At 36.2% G+C, this 16,648-nt stretch carries 7 protein-coding genes; 4 read left to right on the top strand and 3 right to left on the bottom strand.

The genetic code is table 11. The features are described 5' to 3' along the window. Window positions 1–641, top strand: a 641-nt coding sequence (locus J576_RS18855; RefSeq protein ID WP_033855733.1) for an FAD-dependent oxidoreductase, incomplete at its 5' end; no start/stop codon positions are given. 172 nt (window positions 642–813) lie between these two features. Further along, window positions 814–1,158, top strand: coding sequence for a hypothetical protein (locus J576_RS18850; protein WP_002156827.1), 345 nt, complete (start codon window positions 814–816; stop codon window positions 1,156–1,158). A gap of 61 nt (window positions 1,159–1,219) precedes the next feature. On the opposite strand, the gene J576_RS18845 is transcribed toward J576_RS18850, so the two are convergent. Both J576_RS18845 and J576_RS18840 read right to left on the bottom strand, forming a co-directional pair. Further along, the gene (locus tag J576_RS18845) at window positions 1,220–1,831 is read right to left on the bottom strand and encodes a glutathione binding-like protein (protein WP_002156856.1); all 612 of its coding nucleotides are present in this window, start codon (window positions 1,829–1,831) and stop codon (window positions 1,220–1,222) included. A gap of 208 nt (window positions 1,832–2,039) precedes the next feature. Then, window positions 2,040–4,478 (bottom strand): ExeM/NucH family extracellular endonuclease, encoded by a 2,439-nt coding sequence (locus tag J576_RS18840; protein ID WP_002156871.1) that lies wholly within the window; start codon window positions 4,476–4,478, stop codon window positions 2,040–2,042. 145 nt (window positions 4,479–4,623) lie between these two features. On the opposite strand from J576_RS18840, the gene trmB reads away from it, so the two are divergent. After that, window positions 4,624–5,340: a tRNA (guanosine(46)-N7)-methyltransferase TrmB gene (gene trmB, locus J576_RS18835; protein WP_002156820.1), complete on the top strand. Its 717-nt coding sequence runs from the start codon at window positions 4,624–4,626 to the stop codon at window positions 5,338–5,340. Window positions 5,341–5,467: 127 nt separating this feature from the next. On the opposite strand, the gene J576_RS20525 is transcribed toward trmB, so the two are convergent. Next, on the bottom strand, window positions 5,468–16,351 hold the full coding sequence (locus J576_RS20525; protein WP_033855732.1) for a calcium-binding protein: 10,884 nt from the start codon (window positions 16,349–16,351) through the stop codon (window positions 5,468–5,470). 90 nt (window positions 16,352–16,441) lie between these two features. Here J576_RS20525 and J576_RS18825 point away from each other — a divergent pair. After that, on the top strand, window positions 16,442–16,648 hold a 207-nt coding region (locus J576_RS18825), incomplete at its 3' end, for a transposase (protein ID WP_033855643.1).

Genomic DNA, 16,648 nt, shown 5'->3' with positions numbered 1-16,648 from the left:
ACGGTGCAAAACTTGAATCGAAAACTGTGATCCTTTCAACAGGTGCACGTTGGAGAGAAATGAATGTACCGGGTGAAGCTGAATACCGTACCCGTGGTGTAGCGTACTGCCCGCACTGTGATGGTCCACTGTTCAAAGGTAAACGTGTTGCCGTGATTGGTGGTGGTAATTCAGGTGTGGAAGCTGCAATTGACCTTGCAGGTATTGTTGAACATGTAACTCTGGTTGAGTTCGACACTAAACTTCGTGCAGACCAAGTTTTACAAAACAAACTGCATAGCTTGCCAAACACAACTGTGATTATGAATGCTTTAAGTACTGAAGTGTTAGGTGACGGCTCACAAGTGACTGGTCTTAAATACAAAGACCGTGCGACTGATGAGGAGCATGTGGTAGAGCTTGCAGGGATCTTTGTACAGATTGGTTTATTGCCAAACACTGACTTCTTAAAAGACAGTGAAGTTGAGTTAACCAACCGTGGTGAGATCATTGTCAATGACCGCAATGAAACCAATGTGAAAGGTGTATTCGCTGCAGGTGACTGTACAACTGTGCCTTACAAACAAATCATTATTGCCACAGGTGAAGGCGCTAAAGCATCACTCTCTGCGTTTGATTACATCATCCGTTCTGGGCAATAAAACTGGTTAAATCCTATTATTGAGCGAAAGCCTAGCATTGCAAAATGCTAGGCTTTTTTAATGTTGAAGTTACAACTTTTTAACAATTTTTGATCTTTATTAATCAGTTACTTTATGTTTATATTTTAGACATCCATAATTTTGGATGCCATGAATTAGAAGGAAAAACACAATGAATAAATTACTTGTTGCTTTAGGTCTTGCTGCGACTGTTGCCCTTGTTGGTTGTAATAAAGAGAAAGCTCCAGAAACTGGTGCGACTACAGGTGAACATTTAGAAAATGCTGCTAAACAAGCAACAGCAGATATTAAATCTGCTGGTGACAAAGCTGCGAGCGATATTGCAACTGCTACAGACAACGCTACAGCTAAGATTGATGCTGCTGCTGACCATGCTGCCGATACTACTGCAAATGCTGCTGCACAAACTGAAGCGACTGCACGTAAAGCAACTGCTGATACAGCTCAAGCTGTTGAACATGCAGCTGCTGATGTAAAAGAAAAAGCTCAACACTAAGTTATATTCAATATTAAAAAAGCCCCTATTGATTAGGGGCTTTTTTAATGCATCTAAAAGTTTATGAAATTAAACCTTCATCACGCATCGCGATTTGTACAGATTGACGCTCAGCAACTTTATTACGTAGTGCAATAATATTTTTATATGGCGTTAGATCATGTTCAATTGAATTTGACCAATTTGTTAACACAAATAAGTATGCATCAGCTGGGCCAAAATTATCATTTACTAAATAGTCATAATCCGACTCAGCCAGATAATTATCGATATATTTTAAAAGACGGTCGATTTCAGCGTAAGCTTTGGTTTTTTCTTCGCTTGTTAACGGTGCCCCAAAAAATACTGCGTATGCATCATGCAGTTCAGAATTTAAATAGCCCAACCATTCCAACACTTTCGCACGGCCTAAGCCTGAAGGAGGAATCAAATCTTGTTTAGGATCATGCTGAGCAAGAAACGGTAAAATCGCCACGTTTTCCGTCAAAATCAAACCTGGGTTAATTTCTAAAGCTGGTACATAGCCCTTTGGATTAATTTCGTAATAATCTGCACCTTTTTCTGTTTTATGTGTTTTTAAATTTACTCGTTCTAAATCAAAATCAACATTAATTTCATTTAAAATAATATGTGCAGCTAAAGAACATGCGCCTGGCGAATAATATAATTTCATATCTGATCCTTCTTATCTTACATTAACGTTTTAAATTGCTTCTAAAAAACCTGCAAGGTTTGTACAATTCCTTAATTGTAAAAAAGCGTAAATTTATAAATTACTTACACTATCTAATATTCTTGAAAAAGTTTGACCTTGCAAGTTGTCTTGCGTGACGATTGTTTAAAATATGATAAAACACATTCCCATCACGCATTTTTTACCGTTAATTACGTTTAAAAAGTTGGCTAATCCATTCCACTAATTGGTTTAGGAAATCCAAAATAGGATTTTTGTTGCCATTATCAGGATGACTTGAATCTTTACCATTTAAATCTAGATCGACAATGACAGGATCATGGTCCGAAGAACGATAAGCATCTTCACCATAAAACAGAGCCTTTTGCTCATCAGTTTTATATTCTTCGTTGTAATCTAGAACAGTTGGTTCATCTGCATTGATATGCCAAGCAAAAGTACGCACTACTTTTGGATATAAATCTGCATCGGCAATTGCATGGTCTAAGTTACCCGCTCCCCCATTACCATTTGCATCACTTGCCACACCAAACACATAGCTATATGCCTGAGCGCCTTGCCCAACCTTAGCATCATTGAGGAGAACCTTATAGTTAGCTTTTTCAAAAGCTAAAATTGGTGCCTCTTTTGCATAGCTATTCATGTCTCCAACGAGTAAAGCATTTTGCTTAGGAACTTGAGTTGGATTTTTCGCTAGCCACTGCACAATTTGGTCAACTGCTTTCACACGGGTTGGATTCCAACATCCTTGACCATCATTTTGATCGGCATCAGTAGAGTTAGCATCTACTCCTGTACAACCTTTTGACTTCAAATGGTTTGGAATAACCGTAAACGTTTTATTACCACGAACAGCCTGGAAAGTTTGTGCTAAGGTTGTTCGGTTTTTATCACCCAAATCAAGCACAACAGGTTTGTTTAAAGGCTTAACACGCTTGCTGTTATAAATAATCGCAACGGCAATAACATCACCACCTAAACGATCCAAATTTTCAGGAATAACATATTTCCAATCAGGACCTAATGCACTGGTTAAATGAGCAATTGCGCTGTTTGGACCATAACCATTGTTAGCAATTTCCATCAAACCGTATACGTCAGCATCAATCGCTTTTAATGCACTCACAATTTTACGGTGCTGTTTATCAAACTCTGCTTGTGTGTTTGCACCACGCTCTGTTGGGAAACCTGTTGCACCATTGTCATAGTTCAAAACGTTAAATGAAGCTACACGAATATGATTGGCATTTTTTGTAATGACACTCTGGCGTGGATTTGTTTGAGTAACAACTTCTGGTTGCGTACGTCCAAGCACTGGCTGTACTCGCCAACCATTAAAACGATACTCTAAAATCCCTTCAATATTTTTAAGCTGATAGCCAGAACGCAATGTATTGGCAGCACTAAAATTTGTTGGTAACCATGGCGTACGGTTTTGATTGTTATAACCATCATCAAAGATAATTTTCGATAATAAATTTTTCTGAGCTAAAGCTTTCGCTTCTGGCGACAAGGCAGGATATAAGTTGGTTGGAATATATAAACGGCCTAAACTTAAAGATAACTCACCATAACGACCATAATTATAGTTTTCACTCACCGTTAAAGTCTGAGGTAATTTAACCAACATCCCTTGATAGCGCTGCGGAGAATTGGTTGAACCGCCTGTTAAGCTGGTAAATGGTAACTCTAAACTAATTGGCTGAACCTGATTTGCCATATTAGTATTACAGGTCTGAATATCTTGTTGTAATTGGTCGATCTGTAGTTGATTTTGATAGCTTGTTAAACGACCACGTAAGATGACTTCATCACCAACTTGGCCACCTTTTACCGCGCTGCTATTTGGAATATAAACAAAAATAGCATTGCTCACATTTGCACGTGCTTTGGGGTCAGGTGTTTGAACATAAAAACCAGAGAAACCATTGACATAACGATAGTCAGCAGTAATTACGCCACGTACTGTATAGGTTTGATTTTGTGTTGAAGATGCTAAATCGGCAATTGGTGTATCTGAGCTTGAACAACTGACCGTTTGCACAGGCGGTTGAGTAGTCGATCCCGATAGATTTGAGAAATCATTTCGGTTTGCCCATGCTGACCATGAATGATCCAAATCAAATGCTGCGGTTGGGTCAATACTTAAAGCTGGGTTTTCCGTTTCGATACGTTTAAAACTATTTCCTAAACTTGAAACGGCTGTTCCCCAACCTGCCTCTGGTCGTTCACCAATACGCCCAAAACGATCGACAGGTGTGCCTTTATAAACGAGTACAACTGCATCATCACCATTAAAAGATAATGCAGCAACCTGATTTACTTTACTACCAAGTTCAGTTTGTAGCTCCGAACGTCCCACTAAAAACTTCTGCTTACTCGCAAGTGTACCTTGTAAACGGAAAGACACCGTTTTTGCAGTGCCACCATTATTAAACTGTTGAATCTCATAATCGGCTAAGTTAACTGTAGAACCATCCGGGTTATAAATCTCTAAACCCTTTTTATTACTACTACCATCAACATACTGACTAAACATGAGCTGCGCCTGAGCAACAGAGCTATATGAAAATGCACCAAATGCACTTAAAAAAACCGAAAGTGTTCTTAACTGAAAAGTTTTCATGAGTAAAATTGTTCATGTGAGTTTTAATTAGTCTCTTAGATTAAATATTGATCATGACATCTACATGAAGAAAAACACCGAAATATTTGACTTGACCACCTGAAGACTTAAAATACCGCATTTGAATTTCAATATTGCCAAGGTTATGTCGATCGATCAGTTAGAAACGCAAATTGCAGACTTAGACAATTTGCCTGAACACCGTGAAATTGTGACGTTTATGCGTCGTTCAGCACCACTTAATACGTCTCAACGCACGGCATTAGAACAACATCGCGATTTAATTTTGGAATATCCTGTTGGTGACTTACGTCAACACTTTGAACATCCAGAGCGCCCTTTAACTGTTGAAATCGGTTTTGGGATGGGCCGCTCTTTAGTTCTTATGGCTAAAGCAAATCCTGAACGTAACTATGTAGGCATTGAAGTACACGTACCTGGTATTGCCCAATGTTTATATGAAGCAGGTATAGCAGAACTTAAAAACTTACGTGTACTCGATGCAGACGCGATTCAAGTTTTACGTGAAATGCCAGACAACAGTATCAACTGCGTACAACTTTACTTCCCAGACCCTTGGCAAAAGAAACGTCATTTCAAACGCCGTTTTGTTATTCATGAGCGTATGCAACTGGTCGAACAGAAGCTTGAGCTTGGTGGTACCTTCCATGCAGCAACAGACTGGGAACCGTATGCAGAATGGATGCTTGATGTACTAGACAACCGTCCAAACCTTGAAAACTTGGCGGGTAAAGGCAATAGCTACCCTCGTCCAGACTGGCGCCCAGTGACTAAGTTTGAACGCCGTGGTATTGAGTCGGGTCATAAGATTAATGACTTTATCTTTAAAAAGATTAAGTAAAATTTAACTACTAAAGACAAAAATGAAGGCATTAAATATTAGTATTTAATGCCTTTTTTAATCTTTTAGATAAATGAACAATTTAAGATAAAGACCAAAAATAATTTTGGTCTCATCGCCCTAATTTTTAAATAATAACTTGCTGGTTATTGATTAGATCATTTAAATTAACGTTTGTATTATTCAATGTTAACAACAATGAACTACTATACGTTGTTCCTGCACCATCCCTATCAATATATAACTGTGTATTTGAACCACTCACAACAGTTTTTATAAATGGTTCCAAACTAGTAAAGCTATAAGTACCAGAATAACCAATTAACAGATCACCAATATCAATTTTATCTGCATTTGTATTTGATGTGGTATTACCAATAGTGAAATCAGACCAAACATCTGTACCATTTCCACCCAGAGCATCAGATTGAACTAATAATTGATACAGTGCTGTATCAGCACCAGTTCCGCCGGTAAGCTGATCATTTCCACCTTGTCCATCTAAGATGTCATTACCAGCTCCACCATTTAAAGCATTTACTCCACTATTACCTGTAAGAGTATTATTTAATGTATTACCTGTTGCATTGATGGCTGTTGAACCACTTAAAGTTAAATTTTCTAAGTTACTGCCTAATGTATAAGTAATAGAGCTCAGAACCGTATCTATACCTTCACTAGCATTTTCTGTAACAGTATCGCCAGAGTTATCAATTACATAAGTATCATTACCTAAACCACCAAGTAACTTATCAGCTCCTGCTCCTCCATCCAGATAATCATCACCTGCACCACCAGTTAAAGTATTAATTCCACTATTACCAACAAGTACATTATTGAGCGCATTACCTGTACCATTAATTGCTGTTGACCCAGTCAATGTTAGATTTTCAAGATTATTACCGAGAGTATAAGTAATTGAACTAAAAACAGTATCTATCCCTTCACCAGCATTTTCAGTGACAATGTCACCTGTATTGTCAATAACGTAAGAGTCATTACCTGTTCCTCCTAATAATTTATCTGCCCCAACTCCTCCATCCAGATAATCATCACCTGCGCCACCAGTTAAAGTATTAATTGCACTGTTACCAAGAATCACATTATTGAGTGCATTACCTGTACCATTTATTGCTGTAGTGCCTGTTAAGGTTAAATTTTCCACATTATTTACTAATGTGTAAGTAACACTACTTTGGACAGTATCAGTTCCTTCATTCACACTTTCACTAATAACATCAGCAGTACTATCCACAATATAAGTGTCATCCCCCTTTCCGCCGTACATTGTGTCGTTACCCGTACCACCATTTAAAGTGTCATTACCTGCTTGCCCATAGAGAATATCATTACCTGCTTGTCCTGTTAGGGAGTCATTCCCTGAAGCTCCATATAACGTATCAGCATTGCTTGTTCCATTTATTGTTTGATTTTGAACAACAAATGTTAGCTTAAACACATCAGAAACTGATTGGTTAGCAATATCTTTGACTGTAATTTTAATATTTAGCGGCATTGTGTTATCGGGTGAAGTGCCACTCAATACTCTGGTAGTTGGGTTGAAACTAAGCCAAGATGGTAATGAAGAGCCATCTTCTAAGGTAGCCGAATACGTTAATGTATCACCATCAGGGTCTTTGAATGTTGTTGCAGGAACGGTATAGCTAAATGCTTTAGCATCCGTCACGCTTTGATCTGCAATTGCATTTAACAATGTTGGAGCTTGGTTCGGTAGACTAACTTTTAAATTAAATGAGGTGGCGGTACTATAACCATACATATCTGTTCCCCAATAAAAGAACGATAAGTTGCCAGTCACATTAGTAGGAGGAGTACCAGATAAAGTTTGTGTTGCAGTATCAAAACTTAACCATGATGGAATAGATTGATATTGTCCACTACTATCTTTAGTCGTTAAAGTAATTTTATAACTCAAAGAATCCCAGCTATCCTGATCAACAATAATATTATTAGCAAATTTATAGCTAAATTCAGTTCCCTGATTACTTGTAATTAATGGTATAGCCGCATTAACAGTTGGTGCATGGTTTGTTAAGGCTCTATTAACTAATGTGTTAATATCATCAACACCCCAAATCACTCCAGAATCAAAATTAATCTGATCCATCTTATAGGTGGTATTTTCGGTATCTGCTATATAATAATTAGAAAGCCAGATATGATCATTTGTACCTTTAAAACTAAGATATATGCTATCGCCATATTTTTGAGCAGATACATCATTAGCTGAATAACCTTGAATTTTTAATATATTTACAGCATCAATATTATCTTCAAAGCTGTAGGTATCCGTACCACCACCTCGGCTAAAAATATAAGTATCATTTCCGGCTAAACCATCAATATAATTATCTTGCTCATTTCCAACGATGATATTATCAAGATCATTACCAAATCCTGTTTTAGCATTACCTTTTAAAATAAGATTTTCGATGTTATTTTCTAATATTTTATAACTATCTGTTAAAACTGGATTTCCATTTTCATCTTGACTAATAAAGCGTGCATCTTCCCAACGTTCCAGGGTATCTATTCCACCATCAACATCTTCAACAACCTGGTCACCCTCTATAAAGTAAGTATTACCATTCTCATCAGTTTCGATAGTTTCGGTTGTATCAACAACATAATAGTCATTACCCATACCCCCTTGCATATAGTCACTGCCTGCACGACCGTCAATATAGTTATTACCTGCATTACCGATAAGCTTGTTATCAGAAGTATTCCCATAAATACTTAAATTTTGATTACCTAACAATGTCACAGCTTCTAAGTAACCTAAACTTAGATCTATATTTTGTGAAATATGGATTGTGTCATAACCGCCATTCGGGTCATTTTCTTCATAAGTATCTTGTTCATCAACAATAAAAGTATCATCACCCGAGCCACCGACAAGATGATCGATCCCAGCTCCACCATCTAAATAAGCTCCACCATCTCCAGCCTTCAATGTGTCGTTTCCATCTCCTCCATATAATTCTCCACTACCTATTAACGAATCATTTCCATCTTCTCCATAAACTTGAGCATTCTGATATCTAACATTAATAATATCATTACCATCTCCACCATACAGTCTATCTCTTTGATAGAAATTACTATTATTGGTTAAATTTAGATTATTAATATCATAATTATAAATTATATCATTACCTATACCACCATAAACTTCATCTAAAGCATTAATATCAGTTGCAATAATATAGTCATCTCCATCTTCACCATAAGCAAGACTTTCTCCAAGTCCGGTATAAATATAGTCATCTCCGCCATTAGCATAAATAGTATCTTTACCTAATTGAGTTAAACCATAAATTTTATTATCGCTCTGATCATATTTTGATATAACTTGACCTTGCTCCATAAAATCAGAAAATGATAACTTTGTTTCAATAAATTCCTTATATTGAAAAGCAGTTACTGCACGATAAGAAACTGTTCCAGAAACAAAAATATCCATATTATTTTTAATTTTATCTATTTCATTCATTCCAAAAATATTTTGAATTTTAAAATAAATATTATTATCTTTTAATAAGGAAATTTCTCCCTTTATTGCATCATATTCTATATCTGCTAAACGGTTACTAAATTTAGTATATTGATATTGAGTCAAACTTGAGTTTGATGAATATTCTGTATATGAAGTTAAATTAGCAGTGTTTTCATTAGGCTGGCTAACAAGCCACTTAGTAATTCCGCTTTCACTTTGAGACCACTTAAAATACATTTGATTTGCATCAACTATAATTTTACCAGCATAATCTAAATCAACAATATTTCCACCACTAGTTACATAAGTGTCGTAACCATAGCCACCACTCAATACTACTCCACCACCATTTCCTTTTAATAAATCATTCCCCTCACCTCCATAAGCAACATTATTAAAACCACCATTGATATGAATAGAGTCATTTCCATTACCACCATATATTGAAGAATTTACAACATTATCAACATAAACGTTATCATCCCCATTACCAGAATCAATGGTATAACTTCCATTAACAACACTAATTACATCATTACCATCCGCAGAATTTATATAGTAATCATATTCATCTCTTATATAAATTGAATCATTATAATCACTACCTTTTTTAACTCCCTCAACAATATATTTAAAATCAAAACTATTATCTACCACCTCAATACTTTCATAGTAATTTTCACCTTTACTATAAGAGTATGGGTCGTTTGTAAAAAATGATTTAATAGTAAGCGAATCACTAGAATCTTTTATTTGCAAAACAAGATCTTTTAAATCAAACCCACTTCTAATAAAAACGACTTCATCAGCATAAAAATTATTTAGTAAAACTTTATTTAGATTATCAATACTATTAGTATCAATTATTATATCTTTTCCAAAACCTCTATCAAAAACATAAGTATCACTTCCATCTCCCCCATATAATTCATCATTTCCAGCTCCACCCTTTAAATAATCATTTCCATTTCCGCCATATAGTAAATCACTATCATCTCCACCATCTAAATCATCATTATTCTCCCCCCCATAAAGTATATCTTTTCCAATACCGCCATAAAGAGAATCCGAACCAGTATTACCATAGATAGTATCATCACCACCTTTACCCAAAAGAGTCGCGCCATCTTTAAAAGCCCTTAAAGTATCAGCACTTTCTGTACCTAATAAGGTTAATTTTTTTATATCATTAATATCTAATATTGTATTGTCAGAGAATTTAATCTTATCAATTCGATAACTTCCAAGAGCTTCTTTTTCAAAATAGTTCCTAACAGTAATACTATTTTTAATATCAATAGTCTGAATGATTAAATCATTATCATTTCTATGAAATTCGAAATCTTTTTGTGTTAATCCATCTATAAAAGAAATAATATCTTGACGATTTTGCTCATAATCATAGTTATAGATTATATCATGACCAAAATTTAAGCCAAAAATATAACTATCATTACCAAAACCACCATCCAGATAGTCATTACCGGAACCACCTATTAATACATCGTTACCGGCATAGCCATACAATGTATCGTTTCCTGATAATCCTTCAAGATGGTCTGCACTGTTATATCCCTGCAGAATATCGTTACCGGCCGTCGCTGCCAGTACCTTTGCCTTGATCGTAGTAACATCCCAGATCGTGCCATCTATAAAGACAATCTGGTCGATTCGACCCGCTGCCGCTCCATTACTATCGAAATAGCCAAGAACAGTAATCTGGTCTTGCTCTGAGTATTTAATAATCAGATCACTACCATCACGCTTAACACTTACTGACGAGGCTTGAATACCTTCATTGAAAATGATCTGGTCTATCTTAAGGTTATTATTTTCATAACTGTTGATCGTATCCTGGCCGTCGTCCAGATTGAATACATAACTGTCATTGCCAGCTCCACCATCCAGATAGTCATTACCAGAACCACCTGTTAATACATCGTTACCGGCATAGCCATACAATGTATCGTTCCCTGCTAATCCTTCAAGATGGTCTACACTGCTATCACCATAAAGAATATCGTTCCCAGCCGTCGCTGCCAGAGTCTTTGCCTTAATCGTAGCAACATCCCAGATCGTGCCATCTATAAAGACAATCTGGTCGATTCGACCTCCAGATTCAAAGTCATTATTAAAATGATCTCGAACAATGACCTGATCTTGCTCTGAGTATTTAATAATCAGATCATTGCCATCACGCTTAACACTTACAGATGAGGCTTGAATACCTTCATTGAAAATGATCTGGTCTATCTTAAGGTTATTATTTTCATAACTCTGGATCGTATCCTGACCATCGCCCAGATTGAATACATAACTGTCATTGCCAGCGCCACCATCCAGATAGTCATTACCGGAACCACCTATTAATACATCGTTACCGGCATAACCATACAATGTATCATTCCCTACCAACCCTTCAAGATGGTCTGCACTGTTATATCCCTGCAGAATATCGTTCCCTGTCGTCGCTGCCAGAACCTTTGCCTTGATCGTAGCAACATCCCAGATCGTGCCATCTATAAAGACAATCTGGTCGATTCGACCCGCTGCCGCTCCATTACTATCAAAATAGCCAAGAACAGTAATCTGGTCTTGCTCTGAGTATTTAATAATCAGATCATTACCATCACGTTTAACACTTACAGATGAGGCTTGAATACCTTCATTGAAAATGATCCGGTCTATCTTAAGGTTATTATTTTCATAACTGTTGATCGTATCCTGGCCATCGCCCAGATTGAATACATAACTGTCATTGCCAGCGCCACCATCCAGATAGTCATTACCGGAACCACCTATTAATACATCGTTACCGGCATAACCATACAATGTATCATTCCCTACCAACCCTTCAAGATGGTCTGCACTGTTATATCCCTGCAGAATATCGTTCCCTGTCGTCGCTGCCAGAACCTTTGCCTTGATCGTAGCAACATCCCAGATCGTGCCATCTATAAAGACAATCTGGTCGATTCGACCCGCTGCCTCTCCATTACTATCGAAATAGCCACGGACAGTAATCTGGTCTTGCTCTGAGTATTTAATAATCAGATCATTGCCATCACGCTTAACACTTACAGATGAGGCTTGAATACCTTCATTGAAAATGATCTGGTCTATCTTAAGGTTATTATTTTCATAACTCTGGATCGTATCCTGACCATCGCCCAGATTGAATACATAACTGTCATTGCCAGCTCCGCCATCCAGATAGTCATTACCAGTACCACCTGTTAATACATCGTTGCCAGCATAGCCATACAATGTATCATTCCCCGCCAACCCTTCAAGATGGTCTGCACTGCCATATCCCTGCAGAATATCGTTACCGGCCGTCGCTGCCAGAACCTTTGCCTTGATCGTGGCAACATCCCAGATCGTGCCATCTATAAAGACAATCTGGTCGATTCGACCCGCTGCCTCTCCATTACTATCAAAATAGCCACGGACAGTAATCTGGTCTTGCTCTGAGTATTTAATAATCAGATCATTGTCATCACGCTTAACACTTACAGATGAGCTTTCAATACCTTCATTGAAAATGATCTGGTCTATCTTGAGATTATTATATTCATAACTGTTGATCGTATCTTGACCGTCACCCAGATTGAATACATAACTGTCATTGCCAGCTCCGCCATCCAGATAGTCATTACCAGTACCACCTGTTAATACATCGTTGCCAGCATAGCCATACAATGTATCATTCCCCGCCAACCCTTCAAGATGGTCTGCACTGTTATATCCCTGCAGAATATCGTTACCGGCCGTTGCTGCCAGTACCTTTGCCTTGATCGTGGCAACATCCCAGATCGTGCCATCTATAAAGACAATCTGATCGATTCGACCCGCTGCCTCTCCATTACTATCAAAATAGCCACGGACCGTAATCTGGTCTTGCTCTGAGTATTTAATAATCAGATCATTGCCATCACGCTTAACACTTACTGACGAAGCTTGAATACCTTCATTAAAAATGATCTGGTCTATCTTGAGATTATTATATTCATAACTGTTGATCGTATCTTGACCGTCACCCAGATTGAATACATAACTGTCATTGCCAGCTCCACCATCCAGATAGTCATTCCCAGAACCACCTATTAAAGTATCATTACCGACATCACCATAAAGTCTATCGTCATGCTGATTACCTTCTAAGTAATCATTGCCAATACCCCCATAAATCGTATCATTACCAATACCCCCATAAACTGTATCATCTCCACCTAGAGCAGTAATATTGTCATTACCACCAAAAGACCTTATTACATCATTTTGTTCCGTACCACTTAGATTATCATCTAAGACGTAAATTGATTCTAATAATAACCCTCTTAAATTTTCGTCAGTAATTTCTTGGGCTTTTAGAGAAAATTGTTCAAATAACTCTTTATATAGAACATCATGATTAGGATCTAAACCATGTACAATTAACTGGAATTGTTCAATTTCAATCTTTCCTAATTGATTATTCTGCAAAAATAATTCTGTTAACCTTTCAATTGCTAAATTAAAATCTCCATGCCAAATTGTATCTACATGCTTCCAAGCCGCATTTAATACAATTGATTCAGGATGAGGTGCTGGTGCTTTCCCATCCCAACTGCTTTGTTGTATCGTTGCGTATGGATTTGAACCTATCACAGGTAATCTTATCGTTGTTTCATAGATTCTTTCCTCTTGAAATAAGATTAGATCTATGAAATCTTTTTTCGTTGTTTGACTCAATAATTGACTATATGCACTTTTTAAAACTTTTTGATAAAAAGCTTCCAACTCTCTTGCCGCTGAATGATGTGGAGGCCATCCACTCCACTCAGTACTTTTACCTAATAATACTTTTAAAATTTCAAATTGCTGTTTACTCATTCCTTCTTGAAAATAAGTTGTAGCTGAGTCAGATATATTTTGATTATTAGTCCAATATAATAAAATTTGATGAGTAAGAGCTAATTGTTCATCAGCCGCTGTTGTCGCAAACTTACTCACCAATGACTTTAATATTCCTGTTGTATCATTTGCTATTACTGTATGTAATGAAGCGACAGAACCATAACCTGGTAAATCAGGTAATACTAAAATATCTAGAGGTATACCTGTTTCATTACTCATTTCACCTTGCCAAACTGTATTTGAGGTATTTACTTCAAATAACAAAGTTTCAGCGAGTCCTATTTTTTTAATTAACTCTCCATTTACCAATATTTCTTGTTCAAAAGTAGCTTTATTAGTATGAATAACTTTATTTTCATCTGTAACATCTATATTTTGATTATTAACTGAAATTGATTTAATACCTAACTCAGCTAAACTAAAGAGCTCATTTGACTGAGATATACCATCTTGATTTAAATCTTTCCAAATTTTTAACTGACTATAAACCTCATCTTGCTCATTTATTATTTTATCTTTATTTTCATCATATTGAGCTAATGCTTGAAATCCATCAATAGCTTTATTACCATTCGCTAATAAAGTATCAGTACCAAAAAGTTCTCCACCATTATCAATCTCATTATTTTTATTTAAATCCAGTACTACAAACCCATCCTGTGGACTAATCCAAGATATTTTTTCTGCAAATTTATTACCATCCAAATCAAAATTGACACCTTGTGTTAATTCAACTGTATTAATTTTACCATCAAAGTTTAGATCTAAAGTCAAGGGGTCTGAACGTGTAGGTGGATTATGAGGTGGTTTAAAAGGTGGTGGTGGTGGTGGTATATCTTTATAAACTGTCACATAAAACTTAATTCCCAAGTCAGTATCATTTTTACTTCTTGTATCTAAAGCTTCTGTAGTTAAATCTTTATATTTAAAATTAATATCACCAGTAACAATATACCTTACATACTTATCTGTTCTAGCAATCTCAACCAATCTTCCAGTTGTTTTATCATTAATATCATAACCACTCTTACTAAAATCTAAAGTTGGAGGTGGTGATAAGCTATCAGACTGATAACGCATTTCTGCGCCGAGTAAATTTTTATTGTCATAATATAAGATACCTTTACCGTCACTATCATTTACAATAACTGTACCACCTGCCTTATATGTATCAAATCCTTCACCACCCTCTAAATGTCCTATTCCACCAAAAAGAAAGCTTTTACTGTAGTGAAGAATATCGTTACCTTTTCCACCATAAAGAAAATCACTCTCCCCACCACGAGCAGTTAAACCATTTTCTTCATCTCCAGCATATAGAATATCATTTCCATCACCACCATATATTTTATCATCTCCTCCATTTCCAACTAAGATATCACTTTCTGAGCCACCATAAATATTATCATTACCTATGCCGCCATATAAATAGTTCTTACTTTTATCATCTAAATCTTCTTTTTTGTTTCCTGCATAGAGTATATCGTCTCCACTATCACCATATAATTTGTCTTCGCCCAAACCACCATATAATTTATCATTACCTATGCCTCCATATAATGTATCATTACCTTTACCTCCAACTAACCTATCCTGGCCTAAACCACCGTATAATTTATCGTCTCCTCCTAAACCAAATAAAGTATCATTGCCAATACCAATAATAAGTCCACCATCTAGCTCATCATTTTTTTCACTACCATATGTATAATCGCTGAATATTTTTTCAATAGCATTTTCAATAGTTATATTTTCATCTAATTGCTTAATTTCCAGTAAATAAGTTAGGAAATCATCAAAAGTAGACTTCTCTATATTAAACACTGTACCCTTGACTGGATCTATAATATCATCTACTATTTTTAACTTTTGAAGTGTACTAAATAAAACTTTTAAACCAATCCATTGATCACTATGCTCAGATAACTGTTGTGCCAAACCTGTAAAACCTAATAAAGCAGGAATAATTGCAACAGGATTAAGTCCATCTGAATATCCCGAAGAAAAGGTTTTAATAGCTCCTATAACAGGCTGAAAACTATCACCACCTAAACCAAGATCTTCAATTGTACGGGCCATTTCTGTACTTGTAATATCAATAAATTGTCCATCTAAACCCTGTTCAACAATATATTGCCCCAATTTTTTATTACCTGTAGAGGCAAGTTCTAAATCCCAATAATAAAAAGCTCCTCCCCATTGACTTACTAATAAATGACCCGCATCTAAAGCAACCTTAATATCATCATTAACTTGATGTTCAAGACTAGGGATTACTCCTGATTTTAAAACATCATTAATTACATTTTCTGCAATCATATTGGTCATGATTTTAATTTGACTATCATTTTTTCCAGATATTTTATTTACTTGTTGAATAAAATAACCTGATTGTGTAGGAGTTTCAAATGAGGGGTTGTTAATATACCTATTAATTTCAGCGGCCTGTTGAAACCAATATGCTTGATCAGAGGGCATTTGATCTTTAAAATTAATATAAATATAGTTATATGCATCTACATAATTTGGCACACCACTTAAACCAACCAATAATTTAAGTTGTTTTTTTTGATCTTCTGTTAATATAATCATGTTCTTTCTTTCCAAATTTTATTACTAATTAACTTCGGCTTTGTTGCACAAAGCTGTTCTTAAGGGCTTCTTCAGCAATATAATTTTCAAATGAAGAAGCCTACACAAAAAATCTACCGCACAACCAATTGGCCCGCATATAACCGAGCTCTCATTAATCGTGGGAATATTGCCATTTGGTTCGATCCAAAGACCCAGTGGTATGCACAATCACAAGGCAAGCATGGTCGAAATCAAACTTACTCTGACACCGCTATTCAATGCTGTTTAATGATCAAATCTTTATTCAGACTCTCT

Origin of the sequence: Acinetobacter sp. 766875 (assembly GCF_000582055.1) — a bacterium.
Classification (GTDB): Bacteria; Pseudomonadota; Gammaproteobacteria; order Pseudomonadales; family Moraxellaceae; genus Acinetobacter; species Acinetobacter nosocomialis.
This window is presented reverse-complemented; position numbering and strand designations above follow the sequence as displayed.